The 21,591-nt window shown below is 67.4% G+C and carries 19 protein-coding genes and 1 pseudogene; 8 read left to right on the top strand and 12 right to left on the bottom strand.

Annotated elements, in window-relative coordinates; translation table 11 throughout:
- The 7 genes and pseudogenes from EET13_RS26380 to EET13_RS26350 all read right to left on the bottom strand — a co-directional run.
- On the bottom strand, window positions 1-586 hold a 586-nt coding region (locus EET13_RS26380), incomplete at its 3' end, for a PE family protein (RefSeq protein WP_136623259.1).
- 140 nt (window positions 587-726) lie between these two features.
- Window positions 727-3,627: an ATP-binding protein gene (locus EET13_RS26375; RefSeq protein WP_122445013.1), complete on the bottom strand. Its 2,901-nt coding sequence runs from the start codon at window positions 3,625-3,627 to the stop codon at window positions 727-729.
- A 116-nt stretch (window positions 3,628-3,743) separates the two neighbouring features.
- Complete coding sequence (locus EET13_RS26370; protein ID WP_122445012.1) at window positions 3,744-4,082, bottom strand: DUF2304 domain-containing protein; 339 nt, start codon at window positions 4,080-4,082, stop codon at window positions 3,744-3,746.
- Complete coding sequence (locus EET13_RS26365; RefSeq protein WP_122445011.1) at window positions 4,079-4,774, bottom strand: glycosyltransferase family 2 protein; 696 nt, start codon at window positions 4,772-4,774, stop codon at window positions 4,079-4,081. The genes EET13_RS26370 and EET13_RS26365 overlap by 4 nt, the downstream gene beginning before the upstream one ends.
- 35 nt (window positions 4,775-4,809) lie before the next feature.
- The gene (locus tag EET13_RS26360) at window positions 4,810-6,087 is read right to left on the bottom strand and encodes a hypothetical protein (RefSeq protein ID WP_122445010.1); all 1,278 of its coding nucleotides are present in this window, start codon (window positions 6,085-6,087) and stop codon (window positions 4,810-4,812) included.
- Window positions 6,088-6,117: 30 nt separating this feature from the next.
- Window positions 6,118-6,310 (bottom strand): annotated as a pseudogene (locus tag EET13_RS26355) (hypothetical protein); the annotation flags it as partial.
- A 31-nt stretch (window positions 6,311-6,341) separates the two neighbouring features.
- Complete coding sequence (locus tag EET13_RS26350) at window positions 6,342-7,517, bottom strand: PPE family protein (protein WP_122445009.1); 1,176 nt, start codon at window positions 7,515-7,517, stop codon at window positions 6,342-6,344.
- 224 nt (window positions 7,518-7,741) lie between these two features.
- Between EET13_RS26350 and EET13_RS26345 the strand changes: the two genes are divergently transcribed.
- Entirely contained in the window at window positions 7,742-8,809 is a 1,068-nt protein-coding gene (locus tag EET13_RS26345) for a DUF475 domain-containing protein (RefSeq protein ID WP_122445008.1), read from the top strand.
- A gap of 9 nt (window positions 8,810-8,818) precedes the next feature.
- Here the strand turns inward: EET13_RS26345 and EET13_RS26340 are convergent, their stop codons facing one another.
- Window positions 8,819-9,307, bottom strand: a complete 489-nt coding sequence (locus EET13_RS26340) for an inorganic diphosphatase (protein ID WP_122445007.1) — start codon at window positions 9,305-9,307, stop codon at window positions 8,819-8,821.
- A gap of 140 nt (window positions 9,308-9,447) precedes the next feature.
- Between EET13_RS26340 and dacB the strand changes: the two genes are divergently transcribed.
- Genes dacB through hpt form a run of 4 tightly spaced genes read left to right on the top strand, consistent with a single transcriptional unit; the run spans window position 9,448 to window position 13,492 of the window.
- On the top strand, window positions 9,448-10,833 hold the full coding sequence (dacB, locus tag EET13_RS26335) for a D-alanyl-D-alanine carboxypeptidase/D-alanyl-D-alanine endopeptidase (protein ID WP_122445006.1): 1,386 nt from the start codon (window positions 9,448-9,450) through the stop codon (window positions 10,831-10,833).
- Window positions 10,830-11,891: a zinc-dependent metalloprotease gene (locus EET13_RS26330; RefSeq protein WP_122445019.1), complete on the top strand. Its 1,062-nt coding sequence runs from the start codon at window positions 10,830-10,832 to the stop codon at window positions 11,889-11,891. The genes dacB and EET13_RS26330 overlap by 4 nt, the downstream gene beginning before the upstream one ends.
- Complete coding sequence (gene tilS, locus EET13_RS26325; protein ID WP_122445005.1) at window positions 11,870-12,856, top strand: tRNA lysidine(34) synthetase TilS; 987 nt, start codon at window positions 11,870-11,872, stop codon at window positions 12,854-12,856. The genes EET13_RS26330 and tilS overlap by 22 nt, the downstream gene beginning before the upstream one ends.
- A 45-nt stretch (window positions 12,857-12,901) precedes the next feature.
- Entirely contained in the window at window positions 12,902-13,492 is a 591-nt protein-coding gene (hpt, locus tag EET13_RS26320) for a hypoxanthine phosphoribosyltransferase (protein WP_168991339.1), read from the top strand.
- A 4-nt stretch (window positions 13,493-13,496) separates the two neighbouring features.
- Here hpt and EET13_RS26315 read toward each other — a convergent pair whose 3' ends face one another.
- The 3 genes from EET13_RS26315 to EET13_RS32995 form a co-directional block, all read right to left on the bottom strand.
- Complete coding sequence (locus tag EET13_RS26315) at window positions 13,497-14,246, bottom strand: SIMPL domain-containing protein (protein WP_122445003.1); 750 nt, start codon at window positions 14,244-14,246, stop codon at window positions 13,497-13,499.
- A 61-nt stretch (window positions 14,247-14,307) separates the two neighbouring features.
- Window positions 14,308-15,465 (bottom strand): PPE family protein, encoded by a 1,158-nt coding sequence (locus EET13_RS26310; protein WP_122445002.1) that lies wholly within the window; start codon window positions 15,463-15,465, stop codon window positions 14,308-14,310.
- A gap of 15 nt (window positions 15,466-15,480) precedes the next feature.
- Window positions 15,481-15,954 (bottom strand): PE family protein, encoded by a 474-nt coding sequence (locus tag EET13_RS32995; RefSeq protein ID WP_425294275.1) that lies wholly within the window; start codon window positions 15,952-15,954, stop codon window positions 15,481-15,483.
- A gap of 944 nt (window positions 15,955-16,898) precedes the next feature.
- Between EET13_RS32995 and EET13_RS26300 the strand changes: the two genes are divergently transcribed.
- The 3 genes from EET13_RS26300 (at window position 16,899) to EET13_RS26290 (ending at window position 19,427) form a co-directional block, all read left to right on the top strand.
- Complete coding sequence (locus EET13_RS26300; protein ID WP_122445000.1) at window positions 16,899-17,198, top strand: PE family protein; 300 nt, start codon at window positions 16,899-16,901, stop codon at window positions 17,196-17,198.
- Window positions 17,199-17,211: 13 nt separating this feature from the next.
- Window positions 17,212-18,450 (top strand): PPE family protein, encoded by a 1,239-nt coding sequence (locus tag EET13_RS26295; RefSeq protein WP_122444999.1) that lies wholly within the window; start codon window positions 17,212-17,214, stop codon window positions 18,448-18,450.
- A 182-nt stretch (window positions 18,451-18,632) separates the two neighbouring features.
- On the top strand, window positions 18,633-19,427 hold the full coding sequence (locus EET13_RS26290) for an alpha/beta fold hydrolase (RefSeq protein WP_122444998.1): 795 nt from the start codon (window positions 18,633-18,635) through the stop codon (window positions 19,425-19,427).
- Window positions 19,428-19,510: 83 nt separating this feature from the next.
- Here the strand turns inward: EET13_RS26290 and EET13_RS26285 are convergent, their stop codons facing one another.
- Window positions 19,511-21,055, bottom strand: coding sequence for an adenylate/guanylate cyclase domain-containing protein (locus tag EET13_RS26285; RefSeq protein ID WP_122445018.1), 1,545 nt, complete (start codon window positions 21,053-21,055; stop codon window positions 19,511-19,513).
- Between the last annotated feature and the right edge of the window lie 536 nt (window positions 21,056-21,591).

Here is a 21,591-nt window from a genome sequence, read left to right as displayed (position 1 = left end):
ATAGCAGCCCGCCGTTGCCGCCCGCACCGCCGGGCCCCCCACGCCCACCGAAGCCGCCGGCCCCGCCGGTGCCGCCGTTGCCGATCAGCCCGGCGGACCCGCCGTTCCCACCTGGTAAGCCCTGCCTGAACCCGGTGACGCTGGTACCGCCGGACCCACCGTTGCCGCCGTTGCCGAACAGCAAACCCCCGTCGCCGCCGTTTTGACCGGTGCCCGGCGCGCCGTCGGCCCCGTTGCCGATCAGCGGGCGTCCCAACAGCGCCATGGTGGGCGCGTTGATGGCATTGAGCAGCTGCTGGCCGGCGCTGGCGGCATCGGTGAGCGCATATGCGCTCACGCTGGACTGCAGGATGCGCACAAACTGGTCGTGAAACGCTGCCGCCTCGGCGCTAACCACCTGGTAACTGGCGGCGTGGTCGCTGAACAACGCCGCGAGCGCCGCCGATATCTCGTCGACGGCCGGCCCGACCACCGCTAGCGTCGGACCCGCGGCGGCCGCGTTCGCCTGGGCCAGGGCCGATCCTATCCCCGCCAGGTCCTCGGTTGCGGCGGCAACCAGCTCCGGTACGGCCATCACATAGGACATGGGTGCCCTCCTCGGCGATACCAGCGGTCGCCGCTGAGCGGACGCCGCTTGCTGCGCCTAGGGTGCCGGGCGGGTGTTCGGTGGGCCTTGACGAATCATGAAATGCGCTTGTGCGGCCAATGTGTGCTCGGGCCGGACAATCAGGCTGTGGGTGCGACGAACCTGTGCAGGCTCGAGCGAGCGCGTGCGACCGCGGTGGCGCCGTCGATGACCGAGGACCGGTGGGCGTCGAAGCGCTCGGCGCCCAACCGGTCGACCAGCGCGCGCAGTGCGGCGTCCCGCAGCGGTGACGGCATACCCGCAGTCTGGAACGCGCACTGCAGGACTGCGGCATCGTCGTCGGCGCCGAGCCGGACCAGCAACCGGGTGATGTATCGCAGCGCCGTCCACTGCTCGAACCAGTCGCCGACCCGATCCCAGTGGTCGAGCACCTCGATGAACATCCGGGCAGCTGCGACGGGATCGCCGTGCACGGCGCGGGTTGCCGCCGCTGACATCAGTGCGGTGCCGCTGTGCCAGAAATTCTGCACTGTCGCAGCCAGTTCGGCCGCGGCGTCGAACAGGGCCGTCGCGCGCTCCGGCTGGGTTCGCTTGAGCAGGTAGCCCAGCGCAAAGTAGGCCATCGACCGCGCCGTCGGGTTTCCGGTGGACTCGGCGATCTCCACGGCCTCGCCCGCGGCGGGCAAAGCTGGCTCCGGTGTGCCCAGCGCGCCCGAGCAGATGGCGACTTCATACAGAGTCCACACCAGCCTGATCGCGTCGGCATCGGCGCGGGCGCGTGTCACTTCGCCTTGCCAGTAGTGCAGAGCCGCCTGCACGTCGCCCGCAAAGAAGGTGACGTCGGCCAGGACGTCGCCCGGGTAGGCCACCCGCGCGGTACCCGGTCCGGGCGCGGCCTCCCGGGCGAGGGCCGCCAGTTCCCGCGCGTGCGCGTAGTCGCCGTGCGCCCAGGCGCCGCGTGCGGCCACGCCGACGGCCGTGGCGAACAGCGGATGCTCGGGGCGCACGAGGGCGATGACGCGTTCGGCCCACTCGGCCATCTCGTAACCGATGCGCAATCCGACAAGTTCGGGCAGCGCCGCGATCAGCCGCAGCGCCAGGTCGGTGTCGTCGTCGGCCATGGCCCGGTCGAATGCGGCGCGCAGGTTGTCGTAGTCGGGCATCATCCGCTCGACCCATTCGCGCTCTTGGGCGCCGTGCAGTCCGCTGGCGGCTCGTTCGGCCAGCTCGGTGTAGTAGGTCGCATGCCGGACGGCGTACGCTTCGGCCCGATCGGCCTGGCGCAGATGCTCACGACCGAAGGCCCGAAGGGTTTCCAGGACGACGTAGCGGGTCCGGTCGGTCACGCTGCGCACCGCCACCATCGATTTGTCGACCAGACCGGTAAGCAGGTCCAGCGTGTCCTCCACCGCAACGCCGCCGGACCCGCAGACGCCGTGCGCGGCGTCGAGGTCGAAGCACCCTGCGAATACCGAAAGTCGCACAAACAGCGCCTGCTCGGCCTGGGTGAGCAGCTGAAACGACCAGTCAATCGCGGCCGTCATGCTCTGCTGGCGGGGCAGCGCACCGCGCGCACCGCCTTGCAAAACGCTGAGGTTGTCCAGCCGGCGAACCACATCGGTGCTGCTCATCATGCGCATCCGCGCCGCCGCGAGCTCCACGGCCAGCGGTAGGCAATCCACCCGCCGGCAGATCTCCGCGACCGCACCGGGCGGCTGGTCCTGCAGCTGAAAGTCCGGCCGGCCCGCCCGGGCTCGCTCGGCGAACAACTGGGCGGCGTCGTCGGCCGTCAGCGGCGGAACCACCACAATCCGCTCGCCGTCGATGGCGAGCGGTTGACGGCTGGTCGTCAGTACCGACACCTTCGGGCAGTGCTGGATGATCCGCTCCAGCAACTTGGCGACCGTATCCACGACGTGCTCGCAGTTGTCCACCACCAGGAGGATTTCGCGGCCCCGCAGATACTCGATCACCGATTCTTCGATGCCCAGCCCCTGCTGTCGCTGCAAGCGCAGGGCTGTGGCGATGGTGTGGCTCACCGCTGCGCCATGCTCCAGCGGCGCCAGCTCGCAGATCCAAACGCCCTCGCTGAACTGGTCCTGCTCGCGCCGCGCGATCTCGAGAGCGAGCCGCGTCTTGCCGACACCGCCGACCCCGGTCAACGTCACCAGCGGACCTTCGCCCAACGCTTCGATCACGCCCGCCACTTCGTGTTTGTGACCGACGAAGCTGGTCGCTCGCCGAAGCAGGGCCGCGTGCGCACGATCGGGTACCGCCAGGTGCGGCGTCGGCGGCCCGCTCGAGGGCTGGCTCTCGCCCGAAAGTATCTGCTGATGCACCTGGTCCAGCGACGGGCTCGGGTCGACGCCCAGCTCCTCGGCAAGTCGCTGGCGCATCTGCCGGTAGGTGTCCAGCGCATCCGCCTGCCGGCCGCCGCGGTACTGCGCCAGCATCAACTGCCCCGCGAGCCGCTCGTCAAGAGGGTGGGCGGCATGGGCCGCGGCCAGTTCCACCAGCAATTCGCTGTGGCGTCCCACCCGCAGTGCCGCGTCGTTGCGGTCCAACACCACCGAAATCCGTTCTCCCGCAAGAGAATTACGGACGTTGTTGATCCACGGCGTGTCCAGGGCCGGGAACGGCTCGCCCCGCCAGATTTCCAGGGCCTGGTCAAACAGCTCGGCGGCATGCCCGGGCTCCGGGCATGCCCGGGCCTGACGTACCACATGCCGGAACCGATGCAGGTCCACCGACATCGCTTCGGCGGCAAGCACATATCCGCCCGGCTCCCGGCCGATCACCACTCCCTCGGCTGCGCCCAGCAGGTTCCTCAGTCGAGATACGTACCCGGCCAAAGAATTTCGGGCATGATGCGGGGGTCGATCCGACCACACGTGATCAACCAGCTGATCGACCGGAACGGGGTGGTTCACGTCGGTCAACAATGCGACAAGCACGCACCGCTGCCGCGCATGACCAATATCGAGCCGGTGGCCGTCGACATGCACCGCGACGTCGCCGAGCAAACAGAACTCGACCGACATTGGGTGGACCTTCTCTCCGAGCCCGCAGCCAACGCGTGCCCGGCGACAGCATACGGCCAATGCCAGCAACTCTCAGGGCTTCAGAAACGATCGTTGACGCGCCCGTCAACGGGCCATCAGGCGTCTGGCGCCTGCGCTCCTTCGAGTGCGATGGCGCGGGCCAGGCGTGCGTAGCGCAACTCCAGGTCCTTGAACCGCATATAGGTGCTCAGGGTGGTGAAACTGAATGCCATGATCAGTGCGTAGAGCATCAGGTCGGTGCCGCGGCGCACCCCGAACCAGTGCGCGACCACCGTGGTGTCGTCCGGGCGCAGCACGGCATACACGCCGCCCAGCACAAAAAACACGTATCCCACCTTGACCCACGCCCGCGACCGAGCGCTGCGGCGTGATCGCAGCAGATAAAACAGCAGCGCGACGATCGAGCCGATCAGCAGCACCTGGATCCAGTTCAACGTCGAATCCTTCCTCGCAAGAATCCGTCGAAAATGATGTTCACGCCGTTGAGCAGCGGCTGGCCCTTGGACTTCGAATACTCGGTGTAGAGCACCTCGACAGGCTCTTCAACTACGCGCCAATGGTTCTCGGCGATCAACATGACGAACTCGGTGGCGTGGCTCATGCCGCTCATGGTGAAGCTGAGGCCGTCGGCCACGGTCTTGTTGAACACCCGCAACCCGTTGTTGGTATCGGTCAGGCCGAGCCGGCGGCCGCGCCGGCTCAACCGTGCCGCTGTCTGCAGCACGATCCGCTTGAGCAGCGGTGGACGACTGGTGACGGAGCCGCCGAACCGGGTCCCGATCACCACGTCGACATCACCGGCGGACAGCCGGTCAATCATCGCGGCCAGGTCCTTGACCCGGTGCTGGCCGTCGGCATCGAAGGTGGCGAACGCCTGGGCACCGGGCTGGCTGCGGGCGTATTCGACGCCGGTCTGGATGGCCGCGCCCTGGCCCAGGTTGACCGGATGCCGCACCAGGTGGGCACCGGCCCGCAGCGCGATGTCACCGGTGCCGTCAGTGCTGCCGTCGTCGACGCAGACGACGTGGTCGAAGACGGACCGCACATCGGCAATAACGTCGCCGATCACAGCAGCTTCGTTGAAGGCCGGGATGACGATCCAGACGTCGGAGTAATGCGAGGTCATTTACGTCCACAAGTTACACGTTGGGCCTGCGCTGATCATCGGCCACGCGCCAGTGCCGTCAGATGAACGACGATGCCCACCAGCGGGCCGCACAACAGCGCCACGACCGTGCGGGTCTCCAGCGGTAGCGGCAACAACAGCAGCACACCCGAGGCCGCCGTAGCGCCGACCCAACCCAGCGAATACGCCCGGTGCAGCGCGGCCGCTACGGCGGCGGCGCCAGTGAGCGTCAGCATCGCGATCGCCCCCGCGGCGGCCGTCAGCCAGGCCAGCAGCGCGCCGCTGGCCTGGTATTGCGGCCCGAACAGGGCGCGCAGCAGCCACGGGCCGACCAGACCGGCCGCCAGCACCCCTACGGCACCGATCCCGCCGATCACCGCCGCGGGCGACAGCAGCGCCCGAACCCGGTGGGTGCTTTCGTCGACGAAATGGGCGATGAGATTTCCCTGCATGGCTGTCAGCGGGACCAGCAGCGGAGCGCGGGTCAACGTCACCGCCAGGATGACGACGCCACCCCGGGCGCCCAACTCGTCGGAGGTCAGTTTCAGCAGCACCGGAAAGCCCATCACCAGGATCGCGCTGGCACCGGCCGCGGTGATCGAATGGGCCGCGCCCCGCAGGAACGTGGCGGTGCTGCCGGGCGTCAGCAAGCGTGCGGTGCCGCGGGTGGTGGCCGACACAGCCAGCATGATCAGCCAGGCCACCGAGCCGGCGACGGTAGCCCACAAGAAGCCGGCCAGGCCCCATCCGACGACGAACGTCGCCGCGGCCACCGCCACCCGGATGACCGCGTCGGTCACCATCAACGCTCCGTACTGGGTCCACCGGTTCATCCCGGCCAGCATCCCCATCAGCGTGGCGTGCAGGCAGAATCCGGCCAGGCCGACGCTGAGCAATCCCACCGACAGCCACCGCGCCTCGACGAACATCCGCCCGCTCCACAGCGGCGCGCTTCCGGCGATCACGACGGCTGCGGCGATGCCGACGAACGCGGCGGCCCGCAGCGGATGAATGCGTCCACCGTCCGGCACAACGTCCAGGTACTGCATCGACCGGACCTCCCGGGTGGTCTCTTGCAGCAGTCCGAAGGCGGCTCCGGCGACCAGTCCGAAAGCGCCCCAGAACACCCCGAAAACCGAGAAGCCGCTCGGTGCGAGATTGCGGGCGGCCAAGTAGATCACCGCGTAGCCGCACAGTCCGGTGACTGCCGTGGCTATGCCGACCCGCGCGACGCTGCCGCGGGTGATCGGGCCCTCAGGAGCCGTGCCCGCGGTACCGCCGACGTCGGTCAACGCGGCCGCACTAACGGCCAATCCACCTGATGCGTGCCACGCCTGCAGATACTATGCGGGCCTGGCGCCCGCCTGGTGGTCCGCTAGGCCCCAGCTGGAGCCGACGGCGAAGTCGGCTTGGGCGATGTTGGCGCCGGCGGCTTGGACCTGTTGGCCTGTACTTGGCCTGTCAGTAGATCACCTGGAAGTTGCGCCCGAGCTGGGCGATGAACTCGTGGCAAGATACCGACCCCGCACCACCCCAGAGCAGCGCGGATCACCCCGTCGCGCCGGCCCTAGCCGATCCCGGTGCGTGGGATCACACTCGGGCGCGACTGTGTCACGTGTGGAGTCGCGCCCCCACGACCCATCCCCGCGGGCATCCCCGCGCCCGCACCACCGGCGCCCATCGGCATTGGCATCATCGGCATCCCGCCCGTCCCGCCGCCCTGCATGGCGGCCAACTCGGCCGCATTGGGCACGGTGCCCAACCCCGCAAGCGCCGCGCTGGACAATCCCCTCGGAAGCGATCCCTCCCAGGTCGGCGGCACCGACATCGCCCCCACCAACCGCGCCTTACCCAGGTCCGCGGACATCCCCGCTCCCAGACCCGCGCCTGCACCGCCAAGGCCCTTCATCGGATTGGCATCACCGACAAACCTGGGCACCTCGGCCAGTTCCCCGGCCCCGGCCGCGCCCGCCCAGCCGGCTGTGCCCGCACTGGCCGACTGGCCCAACTGCAACAGCGGTCCGATCACCATGCCTGCCGGAGTGGCCGCAAACTGCGCCGCCTGCATCACCGACGACACCGGCAGCGCCGACACCATCGACTGCACCCCCGTCGCCACCCCCGGAATCAGGGCTACCACGCCCTGCAGCGCCGGCGACACCGCAGCCGAGACCGCCGTCGCCGCCGTGCTCGCCTGCGCAGCGATACCCGCCAAGTCCAGCGGCGGCACCACAAACGGCGCCAATGTCGAGGCGGCGGCCGCCGCGCCGGCGTCATAGCCCACCATCGCGCCGACATCTTGAGCCCACATCTCGGCATAGTCGAACTCGGTACCCGCAATCGCCGGTGTGTTCTGCCCTAGGAAATTCGTCGCCACCAACGCCCCGAGTAGCACCCGATTGGCCGTGACGGTCGCCGGATGCACGGTCGCCGCCAAGGCTGTCTCGAACACCGTCGCCGCCGCCCGCGCCTGTGTGGCAGCGGTCTCGGCCTGCGCCGCTGCTGCGCTCAACCACCCCACATACGGGGCCGCCGCAGCCGCCATCGACACCGACGCCGGACCTGTCCATGGCCCACCCGCCAACCCGGCAATCACCGCATCAAACGCCGACGCCGACGTCGCCAAGTCCGCTGCCAGCCCCTCCCAGGCCACCGCCGCCACATGCAGCGGCCCCGAACCCGCACCGGCAAAAATCCGCGCCGAGTTGATCTCCGGTGGCAACCACGCAAAATGCCATCCCATCACGGCCTGTGTCCCCTCATCGCCTGGGCTCTTCGGGCTTCATCGGGCTTCAAGGGTGCCAAGGGAAGCTCCTTCGTCCGTCGCCTCGACCGCTGTGAATGGTTCGAGTCGTGTGTGAGCACAAGCGTTCCAGGCATTTATTGAGCGGCCGTTGGGTAAAGATGAAATGCGCTGGACACCGTGCTCCGGTCGCGCCGTTTCGGGCGGTGCCCAGGAAAGGACCGATGTCAACCATCCGTGTGTTCGGGTTATCCCTGCTGGTAACGGCGGCGGCGTTGGTCATCGGCTATTGGCACGGCGGGCCGACCGCGCTGTTCTTGCTGGTGGTGCTGGCGGTGCTGGAAGTGTCGCTGTCGTTCGACAACGCCATCATCAACGCCACCATCCTGAAGCAAATGAGCCGGTTCTGGCAGCAAATGTTCCTGACAGTCGGGATCCTGATCGCGGTGTTCGGGATGCGGTTGGTGTTTCCGTTGGTCATCGTGTGGGTTACCGCCGGGCTGGATCCGGTACATGCGATGGACCTGGCGCTCAATCCGCCGGCCAATGGGGCGCTGGTGTTTCCGGACGGCGCACCCAGCTACGAAATGTTGATCAAAGACGCCCATCCGCAGATCGCGGCATTCGGCGGAATGTTTTTGCTGATGCTGTTCCTGGACTTCGTTTTTCACGACCGGGACATCAAGTGGCTGAAGTGGATCGAAGCGCCGTTCGCCCGAGTCGGCCGGCTCGGCCAGGTGCCGGTGGTGGTGGCGTGTGTTGCGCTGGTCGTCGTCGGCACGGAGTTGACGCACTCGGGCGACGAGAGGGCGAGCGTCCTGATCGCCGGGCTGCTTGGACTGGTGACCTACCTCGTCGTCAACGGTTTGAGCCGGGCGTTCCGACCCCCGCAAGCAACGTCAGACGTCGCGGCAGCGGGGGCTGTCGGCAAAGCCGGCTTCACGCTCTTCCTCTATCTCGAGGTGCTCGACGCGTCCTTTTCCTTCGACGGTGTCACCGGAGCCTTCGCGATCACCAGCGACCCGATCATCATCGCGCTGGGCCTCGGCCTGGTGGGCGCCATGTTCGTCCGGTCGATCACCATCTATCTGGTCCGCCAGGAGACCCTGGACCGGTACGTGTATCTCGAGCACGGTGCCCACTGGGCGATCGGGGCCCTCGCGGTGATCATGCTGATATCCATCGACCACCGCTTACATTTGCCGGAGTGGATCACCGCCTCGATCGGGGTGATCTTCATCGCGGCCGCCGTCACCAACAGCGTGCTGCGCAACCGGCGAATCGCCAGGTGATGGCCGAAATCAATGCCCGCCGGCCTGGAACCGCTCTACCGAGCGCTGCACCTCGGCTTGGGCCTCCTTGCGGCCGACCCAGTCGGCGGCCTTGACGAACTTGCCCGGCTCCAGGTCCTTGTAGTGCACGAAGAAGTGCTTGATCGCGTCGAGCTCGAAGGCGGGAACGTTCTCGAGGTCCTGGATGTGGTCCCAGCGATGGTCATCGGCCGGGACGCACAGCACCTTGTCGTCGCCGCCCTTCTCGTCGACCATGCGAAACATCCCGACCGGCCGGGCCGCCACCAGCACGCCGGGGAACACCGCCTCCGGCAGCAGCACCATCGCGTCCAGTGGGTCGCCGTCTTCGCCGAGGGTGTCCTCGATGAAGCCGTAGTCGGCAGGATAGGCCATCGGGGTGTAGAGGTAGCGGTCCAGGCGGACCCTGCCCGTCTCGTGGTCGATCTCGTACTTGTTGCGCTGGCCCTTGGGAATTTCGATGGTCACGTCGAATTGCACCGCGTGGCTCCTTGGCATTGGTGAGTCGGTTGCGTCGGGGGTACACCCTAGTCCAGCGACACCGTGGCGTTGCCCCGCGGCCGGTTCGGCACAATGGGACACGGAAAGGACCGGAAAGGACGCGGTTAGGCAGGAGAGTCATGGGTTCCAAACGCTGGCGGAAAACCACCCACGTGTTCGTGGGGGTGGCTGTGCTGGCGTTTGTTGCCGCCGTGGTGGCGGCCGCTGCGTTCTTCACCACCGGCAGTCACGGAGCCGGCGCGCGAGCACCGGTACCGCCGCCGCGCCCGCCCACGGTCAAGCCCGGGGTGACTCCGGTTGCTGACACTGCCGCGGCTCCTAGCGCTGCTGGTGTGGCCGTGGCGATGGCTCAGGCCGCAGCCGACCCCAACCTGGGCAAGCTGGGCGGCCGGATCACCGACGCTTTGACCGGCCAGGAACTGTGGCGTCAGCTCGACGATGTGCCAATGATCCCGGCGTCGACCAACAAGGTGCTCACCGCGACGGCGGCACTGCTCACCCTGGACCGGCAAGCCCGGGTCAGCACCCGGGTGGTGGCCGGCAGCCGCGACGCCCAGGGGCCGGTGGTACTGGTGGGTGCCGGGGACCCGACGTTGTCGGCGGCACCACCCGGCGTCGACACCTGGTACCGCGGGGCGGCGCGCATCAGTGACCTGGTCGAACAGATCCGCCGCAGCGGCATGACGCCGACCGCCGTGCAAGTCGACATCTCGGCGTTTACCGGCCCGACCATGGCACCGGGCTGGGATCCGGCCGACGTCGACAACGGCGATATCGCGCCGATCGAGGCGGCCATGATCGACGGCGGCCGGATCCAGCCCACCACGGTCAACTCACGGCGGTCGCGCACCCCGGCGCTGGACGCCGGACGGGAGCTGGCCAAGGCCTTGGGCCTGGACCCGGCGGCGGTGACGATCGCTTCGGCGCCGGCCGGCGCACGGCAACTGGCGGTGGTGCAGTCGGCGCCGTTGATCCAGCGGCTGTCTCAGATGATGAACGCCTCCGACAACGTGATGGCCGAATGCATCGCCCGTGAAGTGGCCGCAGCCATCAACCGGCCGCAAAGCTTCACCGGTGCCGTCGACGCGGTGCTGACCCGGCTCAACACCGTGCACATCGACACCACCGGCGCCGCGCTGGCCGATTCCAGCGGATTGTCGGTCAACGACCGGCTCACCGCCCGCACCCTCGACGGGGCCATGCAGGCCGCGGCCGGCCCCGATCAGCCGGCGTTGCGTCCGCTGCTGGATCTGCTGCCGATCGCCGGCGGCAGCGGCACGCTGGGCGAGCGCTTCCTCGACCGGGCCACGAACTTGGGCCCGGCCGGCTGGTTACGCGCCAAAACCGGCTCGTTGACAGCCATCAACTCGCTGGTCGGGGTGCTCACCGACAGCAGCGGACGGGTACTCACGTTCGCGTTCTTGTCCAACGATGCCGGGCCGAACGGGCGCAACGCGATGGACGCCCTGGCGACCAAGTTGTGGTTCTGCGGGTGCACGGCGTGACGGCATCCTCGGAGCTGACCCTCGGCAACACCGTCGATTGGCGATTTGCGGCCACGGTGGGGGAGCGGCTGGCCCGCCCGGGTCCGCCGTCCAGCGAATACACTCGCCGCCAGGTGATCGGCGAGCTGATGCGCGCGGCGGCGAAGGCGGAACCGCCGGTGCGTGACGTGACGGGGCTGATCACCGCTGGGGCGGTGCCTCCGGCGCGCGTCCTGGACCGGCCGGGATGGGTACGGGCGGCCGCTGAATCGATGCGGGCGATGACCAACGGCGGCGACAGGCCGCGGGCTTTGTTCGCCGGCCGGATCACCGGTGCCCAGACGGGGGCGGTCCTGGCATTCGTGGCTTCCGGGATTCTCGGCCAGTACGACCCGTTCGCGGCCGGCGACGACGCCGCAATGGGCGGCCTGTTGCTGGTGTACCCCAACGTCATCGCCGTCGAGCGGCAGTTGCGGGTCGACCCGTCGGATTTCCGGCTGTGGGTATGCCTGCATGAGGTCACCCATCGGGTGCAGTTCACCGCCAACCCCTGGCTGGCCGGCTATATGCAGGAAGCCCTGGGTCTGCTCACCCGGGAACCGGCCGACAACCTCGGCCAGGTGGTGAGCCGGCTGGCCGAGTTCGTCCGGCATCGCGCCGACTCGTCCGATGATTCCGGGGGACAGGTCTCCGGGATTCTGGGTGTGGTGCGAGCCGTGCAGTCTGCGGCGCAGCGCCAGGCGCTGGATCAGCTGTTGGTACTCGGCACGCTGCTGGAAGGCCACGCCGAGCACGTGATGGATGCGGTGGGGCCGGTGGTGGTGCCGTCGGTGGCCACCATCCGCGCTCGCTTCGATGAACGGCGGCAGCGCAAGCAACCGCCGCTGCAACGGCTGCTGCGCGCGCTGCTGGGCTTCGACGCCAAGCTCAGCCAATACACCCGCGGCAAGGCCTTCGTCGACGAGGTGGTGGGCCGGGTCGGGATGAAGCGGTTCAACACGATCTGGACGGGTCCACAGACGCTGCCCCTACCAGCCGAGATCGAAAACCCGCGGCGATGGATCGACCGGGTGCTGTAGCGCAGCTGCGCAGGGCTGTCGAGAAATTCGTTGCCCAATATCTCGGCTCCCAGAACCTCGGCTCCGCCGAGCGGTGGTGCGTCGGGCTGTCCGGCGGTCCGGACTCGTTGGCCCTCACTGCTGTTGCGGCCCGCCTGCGGCCCACCACGGCGCTGATCGTCGACCACGGGTTGCAGCCGGATTCGGCTATCATCGCCGAAACTGCACGGGCACAAGCTATTTCATTGGGTTGCGCTGACGCGCAGGTGGTCTGCGTTCAGGTGGGCCGTGAAGGCGGTTTGGAGGCGGCGGCCCGAGCCGCCCGCTACGCCGCGCTTCAGGCTCATCGCGACGGTCCGGTGTTGTTGGGGCACACGCTCGATGACCAAGCCGAGACGGTGCTGCTGGGGCTTGGCCGCGGCTCGGGGCCACGGTCGATCGCCGGCATGCGCCCCTATGATCCGCCGTGGTGCCGGCCGCTGCTGGGCCTGCGTCGTGACATGACACACGCCGCCTGCCGGGAGCTGGGCGTGACCGCTTGGGAGGATCCGCACAACGCCGACCGGCGCTTCACCCGGACCCGGCTGCGCCACGAGGTGCTGCCGTTGCTCGAGGATGTCCTGGGCGGGGGTGTGGCCGAGGCGCTGGCCCGCACCGCGACAGCATTGCGCGAGGACACCGATCTGATCGACACGATCGCCGCCCGGGCGCTGGGTGCCGCGGTATCCGGTTCGGCACTGGACACCACGGCGCTGACCGCGCTGCCGGGCCCGGTGCGGCGCCGCGTCATCCGCGGCTGGCTGCTGGCCGGCGGCGCGACGGGGTTGACCGACAAACAGATCCGCGGTGTCGACGCGCTGGTCACCGACTGGCACGGCCAGGGCGCAGTGGCGATCGGATCGACAGTTCGGGGTCAGCGGTTGTTCGCCGGACGACGTGATGGCGCGCTGACCTTGCGCCACGAGCCTGTCGCCAAACCGATTTGACGCCTGCGCTGGTTGCCTGTCGGTGGACGTCGCTACGCTGTGGTCGTGGTTGAGACCTTCCCGGGGCAGACGGCGGAACTGTACCCGGGAGATATCAAGTCCGTGCTGCTCACCGAGGAGCAGATTCAGCGCCGCATCGCCGAACTCGCCGCCCAGATTGGCGACGACTATCGCGACCTGTACGGGACATCCGGACAGGATCTGCTGCTGATCACCGTGCTCAAGGGCGCGGTGCTCTTCGTCACCGACCTGGCGCGCGCCATTCCGTTGCCCACCCAGTTCGAGTTCATGGCGGTGAGTTCCTACGGGTCCTCGACGTCGTCGTCGGGAGTGGTGCGAATTCTCAAGGACCTCGACCGCGATATCCACGACCGCGATGTGCTGATCGTCGAGGATGTCGTCGACTCGGGCTTGACGCTGTCGTGGCTGTTGCGCAATCTCAAGAGCCGGCATCCGCGGTCGTTGCGGGTGTGCACGTTGCTGCGTAAGCCGGAGGCGGTGGGGGCCAACGTCGATATCACCTACGTGGGCTTCGACATTCCCAACGACTTCGTCGTGGGCTACGGCCTGGACTACGACGAGCGCTACCGGGACCTGTCCTACATCGGGACCCTGGACCCCAGGGTCTACCAGTAGGGCTTTAGTCCAGTTCCCACACCGCGGTCACCGAGAAGCTGACCGTTTGCTGACCGGGTTCCAGCGGCACCGGGGTCGCCGCGCGCGGCGGCGCCGGCGGGGCAGTCCTCGTCGGCGCGGTGGAACTGGATCCCTCGGAGATCGACAGCACCTTGCCCAGGCGCAGGCCCGACAACTGCGCATACTGCTGGGCGCGGTTCTTGGCGTCGTCGAACGCGCGGGCCCGTGCGTCCTTCACCAGCTGCGAGTCGTCGGCGATCGAATAGCTGACCGAACTGATCCGGGTGGCGTCGCCGCCGGTACTGACAATCAGCGCCAGCAGCCGCGACGCGGCATCGGTGGGGTGGATCTTGACCTCGACCGCGTTGTCGGCGCGGTAGCTGGTGATCGTGGCGGTTCCGCCCGGTTCTGCGCTGCTGTACTGCGGTTGCAGGCCCACGTCGGTGGTGCGAATGTCCTTGCGGTCAAGTCCGGCGCCCACCAGCGCATTGATGACGGCCTGCTGACGGTCGTTGGTCTGGTTCATCGCGCTGGTGGCGTCGGGTGCCGTGAACTCGATTGCGACGTCGGCGGTCAATGTGTCCGGAACGCCTTGCACCTGCCCCGACCCGAATACCGTCACCTGACGCGGATTTGCTGCGGGCGGCGACGCATTGTGGGAATCGCACGCGGACAACGACACTGCGGCCAGGCCTGCGACGGCCGAAGCAACTGACTTGCGGACGACACTGCGGGCTCTTTGTGGGAACGGCATGCGCTACCCTAGCGCCGCCGCGGCGCCGCGAGGCGAAATCCGCGCCGCCGCTTCGGCTCTGCTAACCGCCGGCGGGTGTCCTGGGGACAAACCGTGGCCGGGCCACCGGGGCGGCTCCGGCACGGGCGACTCCAGTTCCGGCCAGGCTGGACATCGCCATTTGTAGCCACGGAGCTCCGGAGTCGGGGTCGGCGGCAGCCGCCATAGGCAAGATGTCGGCGTCGGGGAGGATTGCCGAGGGCTTGACGGCCCAACTCGGCGGAACCGTCAGCTTTCCGATCGAGTTCGCGCTACCCATGACCGCGCTGACCGGATGTACCGGGGGGCCTATGGGCGCCAAATGAGCCGCAGCGGCGGCCGCGCCGCCCATCGCCGCCTTGGTCAGCGCTTTGGTTGCAAAGCGCTCCATAATGCCGCCCATGTTCATCCCGTCCATGACCGACAGGGAAAAGATGGTCGGTTCGGCCGCGATCTTGGCGTCCAGGAGCGACCAGGAGGTCGCCTTCTTCAGCGCGTGCACCGCGTCGGTCACCGCGGTCCACACTTTCGACGAATTGACTGACGTCTGAGGCGACGCGAGTGCGTCCAGCGCCGCGGGCGCCAGCTCATGCAGGCGCGCCAGGTCCTCCAGGGCCTCGCCCGAGGCGTGGGCGGCACCCACTGCCCGGGCGACGAAGTGGCCGGCCAGTCCCCCCGAACGCGTGGTCGGCACTGCCGCAATGAATGGTTTGACGCGGGAGGCCGCCGCCGACGCTGTGGCATAGGCATACATGGCTGCGGAGTCCTGTGCCCACATCCGCAGGTACTCCGCTTCGTGATGCATGATCAGCAAGGTGTTCTGCCCGAAGAAATTGGTGGCCGTAAGAACGTGGCAGACAAGGCGATTGGTCAGCACCGCGGGCAGCGGCACCGTCATCAAGTGCGCGATCTCGTAAGCTTCCGCGAAGAGTCTCGTGTGCTGTGCGGCTTGTTCGGCTCCCGCGGCGCTCGACATCAACCACGCCACGAAATGCGCAGCTGCCGAAGCCATTCGTGTCGCTGACTCGCCGCGCCACGACAGCGTCAGGTTGGCCAGCGTCGAACCACACGAGCTAGCCGCCTCGTAGAGATTGGCGGCCATCTCATCCCAGGCGGTTGCGGCGGCATGCAGTGAATAGGAACCCGGACCGCCCCACATCCTGCCGGAGTTGACCTCTGGCGGCAGCATGGCGTAATCCATTGTCGCGCCGCCCTTCTACGCTAGACCAACCATATTCGTGCGCTCGCCTTCCTTGTACAAATCCGCACAAGCCGCCATCGCGGAGACGAACGCTTCATGAATCTTCATGGCATCGCTGAACACCTGTTGGAACGCCGCGGCGTGCGCCGCGAAATGCATCGCGGTCAGCATCGAAACTTCATCGGCCGCAGGCGGAGTCACATTCATGGTGGCCGCGGCGGCGGCCGCGTTGCGGGACAGCATTGTCGAGCCGAGATCGCGCAGGTTGGCCGCGGCTGCCCCCAGCATTTCCGGCTCTGTGGTGAGAATAGACATGACAGGTAACCTCCGCGGCTTATCGGGGTGGATAGTTGATGTGGCGTCGGCGGCTACGGTGCCGTCTGGCCTGAATTGGGCAGTGAACTGCCCAAAGTGCTTGGAATCAAGGATATTTAGTGCGACTTCGTTGTCGGATTGTGTGCGTGCGGACCGAAAGGCGTTGTGAATCAACCGCTTAACTAGACCGCCGCCGCTGCGGAGAACTCGGCTCCGGCGTACTTGTCTAGGGGCCGTGGATGGTGTTGTCGTTCGATCTCGCACAAACGTTGCTAACGGCGGGGCCGTTTGGCGCGGAGCACATAGGTATGCCTCCTGTAGTGGTGCGAGCTCAGTGGCAGCTGTCAGGGTCGGGACGTACGGTGAGCCCGATCACAACGATGCTGGAGGCGAAGGTAGCACTGGGAAAGGATTTATGTCAACCGTAGTTGCTTAATTCGCGGCTGCTGGTCCCGCTGGCCGAGACGGGCTCGGGGCCCCTTCGGCGGCGGCACGGGCCGAGGGTCGTTTCGCAAATCCAGATCTAATTCGCCAGCATCAATTCAGACCGCAAATCAACAACCGCGAATTAGCGCCGTGCCGCAAATCGACAATTATGATCACGTCGGCCCGTCGGAATGACGCGCTCGACTGACGTCGCTGTCATATGTCAACTCCTAGCGTCCCGGCCCCGGTGGGCATTGGTCGCGCGCCTCGGGTGTGCTCACCGCGACCTGCGTCCGGAGTGGCGTGAGGGCCCCTTAATCCGCTTTGACCTCAGCGGTAACCAACAGGCGCGTGCACGAGGGACCTCGATGCGGCGCCGGCCGGCCGCTCGATGGCGGTGCCGGAAAGCTGACCGAACCGATCAGCATAACGTGCATGCCGCAGCTTTCCCGACCTTCATAGTAAACTCTAATCATATTTGATTCAGATGTGTTTCATAGAATAACTCAAGTCTTCCTGCTGGTTTGCTACAGCAAATGAACTGTTATTGACACAGCAGTGAACAGGCTGGGTGAAACCTGTGTTCCTACCGCACCGCTGGCTTAGCGTGTCGTGCGATGTGCTTCAGCGCTGAGCGGCGTCCGGCCGTTGAAAGTCGTTGATGCAGGGTGATATCGGGGAAGGGAACATTCATGTCGATCATGCTCGCGCAGCCGGACATGCTGGCTGCAACCGCGGCGGAGCTGCAATCCATCAACTTCGCGGTCCGTGCCGGGAATGCCATGGCGGCAGGCCCGACAACCGGGGTGGTGCCGGCCGCGGCCGATCTGGTGTCGCTGCTGACCGCCACGCAGTTCGTCACGCATGCCCAGATTTATCAGCAGATCAGTGCTCAGGCCGTAGCGGTGCAGGAGGCGTTGGCGACCACCCTGGGGATCAGCGCCGGGTCGTACGCGGCAACCGAGGCCGCCAACGCAGCCACAATCGGCTAGGAGACCGAAAGTCATGGACTTCGCCCAGTTACCACCGGAGATCAACTCCGCTCTGATGTATGCCGGTCCCGGCTCGGGACCGATGCTGGCCGCGGCTGCCGCCTGGGACGCGCTGGCCGCCGAACTCCAATCGACGGCGGCGTCCTATGACGCGCTTGTCACCGCCCTGACCGACGGGCCGTGGCAGGGTCCGTCCGCGGCGTCCATGGCGGCCGCCGCGATGCCGCAGGTGGCCTGGCTTCGGAGCACTGCCGCTCAGGCAGAGCAGGCGGGCAGTCAGGCCGTGGCCGCTGCGACGGCGTACGAGGCGGCGTTCATGGCGACGGTGCCGCCGCCGGAGGTCGCGGCCAACCGGGCGTTGTTGATGGCGTTGCTGGCCACCAACTTCCTCGGCCAGAACACCGCGGCGATCGCGGCCACGGAGGCGCAGTACTCCGAAATGTGGGCTCAGGACGCGGCCGCGATGTATGGCTACGCCGGTGCATCGGCGCAAGCCACGACATTGACGCCCTTTCCGCCGGCGCTCCCCACAGTCAACTTGGCCGGCGTGGTCGCCCAGGCCAACGCGGTGGCCCAAGCGGTCAGCACCTCGGCGCCCGCGCAAGGGATGTCCGAGATCACCAAGTCGCTGTTGCAGATGGCCGGCATGACGAACGAAGCGCCCTGGCTCAAGAATCCGTTGGGGGCGTTGGGCCTGGTCGGGCACACCTGGAATTCCAACGGCGACGGGATCGTGGTGGCTGGAGCTTTTGGCGACCTGCTGGAGGGTTTGACCGGCTCGCAAACGTTGGATGCCAGCACCGGCGCCGACGCGTTCATTCGACTTGTTTCCCCGACCCGACTCTTCTCCACAACATTCAAGGACATTGAGGGCATCGCCCAATCGCTGGTGCCGAAGGCTGCCGAGAGCGCGGCGAAAGCCGCCGAAGGTGCGGCGAAAGCCGCGGCAGGGGCATTGCCTGCGGCCCTTCCGAGTGGCTTGGGCGGGATAGCGGGAGCCGTCGGCAAGGCGGCCTCGGTCGGCGGATTGGCGGTCCCGGCTTCCTGGGCCAATACCGTCGGGGCGGCCAACCCCATCGTGACGATCAGCAACCTCGGCGCCGCCGCGGCCGCTGAACCCGCCGCAAGCGCGTTCGGCGGGATGCCGGTGATGCCGGGTTCTGGTGTCGGCCGCGGGATGGCAGCCCACTTCGCTGCGCCGCGATACGGGTTCAAGCCGACCGTGGTGCCGCAGCCGCCGGCCGGGGGATGACGGCCGGCCCGACTTCAGCAGGGTGACTCGCCGCAGCCAGCCGAGTCGCTGTTGGTTGACCACCCGCTGCTCCCGCGTCGCTTGCGCGCCTAGGCAATTCGGCAGCTGCCACGAAGGCCGCGACGCACACGGGAGCCGGGCTCTCCCGATGTTATGGGCACTGGGGTGTCATCCTTGGTCTCATGTCGGACACCAAGCACGTCGTTCTCATCCACGGCACGTGGGGAAGCGGCGACAGTTGGGGCCCCGCTCGGGCGGCCTTTGAAGAGCGTGGTTACACGGTGCACACCCCGACGCTGCGATATCACGAACTGCCGCTGCACGACGGCGCGATGAAGGTGGGACCGGTGAGCATACGCGACTACGCCGACGACCTCGTCGAGCTGGTCGACTCGCTGGACTCGCCACCGCTGCTGGTGGGGCTCTCGCTGGGCGGCTTGCTGGCGCAGCTGGCGGCTGCCCGCACCCGTCATGCCGGGGTCGTCGCCGCCTGCCCGTCGCCGGCGGCGGGCATCTTCGCGCCAACACCCGCGACGATGCGGGTATTCGGAAGTGTCTTTGGAAGGCACTTTTTGCAGCTGCGCCCGTGGGCCGAACCCCTGTATCCCACGACGTGGCAACGGTTTCGGCGGTGGATAGCCAACGTCCAGACCGAAGAACTCGCTCGCGAGCTCTTCGCTGACCTTGTGTGCGAATCCGGGCGCGCGTATTGCGAAATGGTCTTCCCATTTCTAGACCGGCGCAAAGCCACTACGGTCAACTTCGCTGCCGTCACCACGCCGGTGCTTGCGATTCGGGGGGAATTCGATCTTGTTGTGCCGCCAAGGATCGCACCCATGACGGCAGCCCGGTACCAGCAGGGCGGCTTTGTCGAAATCCCCCGCTCTGATCACCTCGTTTTTTTCGGGGACGCGCTAACGCTAACCATGGGCCATATCGACGACTGGATTGCGCGGAATCGCTTGCTCGCTGCTTAGGAGTTGCTTCGGAGTCCGGGGCCGCTCTTGGCGCCCGGCGTTTACGGTTTGCAACGGTCGATTAGCGGCTCAACGCGATGTGGTTATCTGCGACCGGTGGCCGCGGACAACCGGGCCACCCCGCGCAATATCCAGGGTGTCCGCTTCGCCATCACCGCCACCGCGCGATCCGACCGGCGCATCGCGGAGCGAGGACCGGGGGTGGGGGTCGACACCAATTGCGCCTCAGCCGATCCTGCCCGCGCGCCGTGACGTTCGACCGCCAGGAGTTGCCAGGCGCCGGGCACACCGCGCAACGCAACGCTGCCACGGTCCGCGAAGCCGGCGCCGGAGCCGACAACCAGGTCACGGACCGTGCAGGAGACCAGGATGTCGCCCGCCCCGGCGTGCCCGAGGATCCGCGCCGCGATGTGTACCGCAATCCCCCCGATGTCGCCGTCCAGCAATTCGCATTCGCCGGTGTGGATACCTATGCGGATCTCGATGCTCAGCGTCTCAGCGCCGGCGCGCAATGCTTCCGCGCAACGGATGGCCTGTGTCGGGCCGTCGAAAGTGGTGAGATGCCCATCGCCGGTGCTCTTGACCACCCTGCCGCCGAATCGTTGGGTGAGTTCGGCAGTGATCTCACTAAAGCGTTGGAGCACCGCCCGCCACCGCTCGTCGCCCAGAGCCGCCGCGCGTTCCGTCGAGGCGACGATGTCGGTGAACAACACGGTACGCAGGGCGCGGTGCGATTGCGCCGGTGCGGCATGGCCGCCGGTGAGCAACTCTTCGATCTCGGCCGCGACCCGGTCGGGATCGGTGAACCAGGGCGCGTGGTCTGCGCCTTCGAGCTCAACCATGCGCGCGCCGGGAATGTGGTCTGCGAGGTAGCGGCCCGACTGCACTGGCACGCCGGGGTCGTCGCGGGCATGCAAGACGAGCGTCGGCACAGTGATCGTCGGCAGGATCGGCCTGACATCGATCCGAAATGCCGCTTCGGCCGTCGCCCGCGCCATCCCCGGGCTGGCGCACATGCGCTCGAACGTTCCCAGCTGGCGCGTGGATCGGATCGACGCAAGGACGCACTTGAGTGCCGCGCCGCTGCCCCAGGTAGACCGCACGGCGCGGCCGAATTCCTGCGACCGGGCTATCCATTCCAAAGACGGCACGTAGCCCTCACCCAGCTCGCGTGCGACGTGCGCCCGCAGCTCCGCCGGGTCGCATTCCAGGTCATCCCAGCTCTGGGCAGCGTTGTATGACGTCGTACCGGTGAGGATCAGAGCCCGCGTCCGTTCCGGTCGTGTCGCAGCGAAGAGGATGGCGGCCGGGCCGCCCTCACTCACACCGAGAAGGGCGGCCTTGCCGAAGCCGGCGGCATCCATGACGGCCTCGATCTCGGCTGCGCGTTCGTCGAGCGTGCGAACGCGGGGGACGGGATCCGACAGCCCCACTCCGGCCTTGTCGAACAACAGGATCCGGGTGAACGTGCCCAGCTTCTCCATCAGTGATCCGAATTCGGGCATCGTCCAATACAATTCGACGTGGCTTGCGAACGACCCGGCCCAGACCAGTTCGACCGGCCCGTCGCCGAATACCTGATATGCCAGGCTGAGATCACCGCAGGATGCATACGACGTTTCCGCCACGGCGTCGAGCGTAGTTGGCGCGGGCTCTCGGCGTGGCGGATCCCGCTGCCCGATACCGCTGGCGGTCGGTCCGGACGACACGTGCGTGGCTAGCTGAATTGAATCGACAGTCAGCCGCCGGCCCTGCATGTCTGGCGGAGCTTGCATCGAATATGTTGTCGGCAAAGACATTTCGGGTGCTCGAAGGCGGGGCCGCAGCTACCGCCGGGTCCTGTGATCGGCGGGATGGTGCCGATCCTCATCGGACGCAGCGACAGCACGCCGGCGCCGCCCACGGTTGGGCGCACAAGGCGCCGACCGGACTTGGGGAGCTTCACCGCGGGGTCACCAACGCACCAAAGGTGTTCGGAATCAATCGCTCCCGTGGCCGTCCGGCTAACCGGGCGCCGAGCCCGTGGCGCGGTGTGGTCGGTGACCGCCGCATTGATGGCTATGGCGCGCCGCCCGGGTCGCGGTCAGTGGCGCCGCCTGCCGAGTCGGCCGGTGTACCCGCATGTGCGGGCCAGCTTGCGAGCTGCTCGCTACGCCGTCAGGAG

The organism is Mycobacterium attenuatum (genome assembly GCF_900566085.1).
GTDB lineage: Bacteria > Actinomycetota > Actinomycetes > Mycobacteriales > Mycobacteriaceae > Mycobacterium > Mycobacterium attenuatum.
The sequence above is the reverse complement of the archived record's forward strand: the minus strand, read 5'-3'. Positions and strand labels throughout refer to the sequence as shown.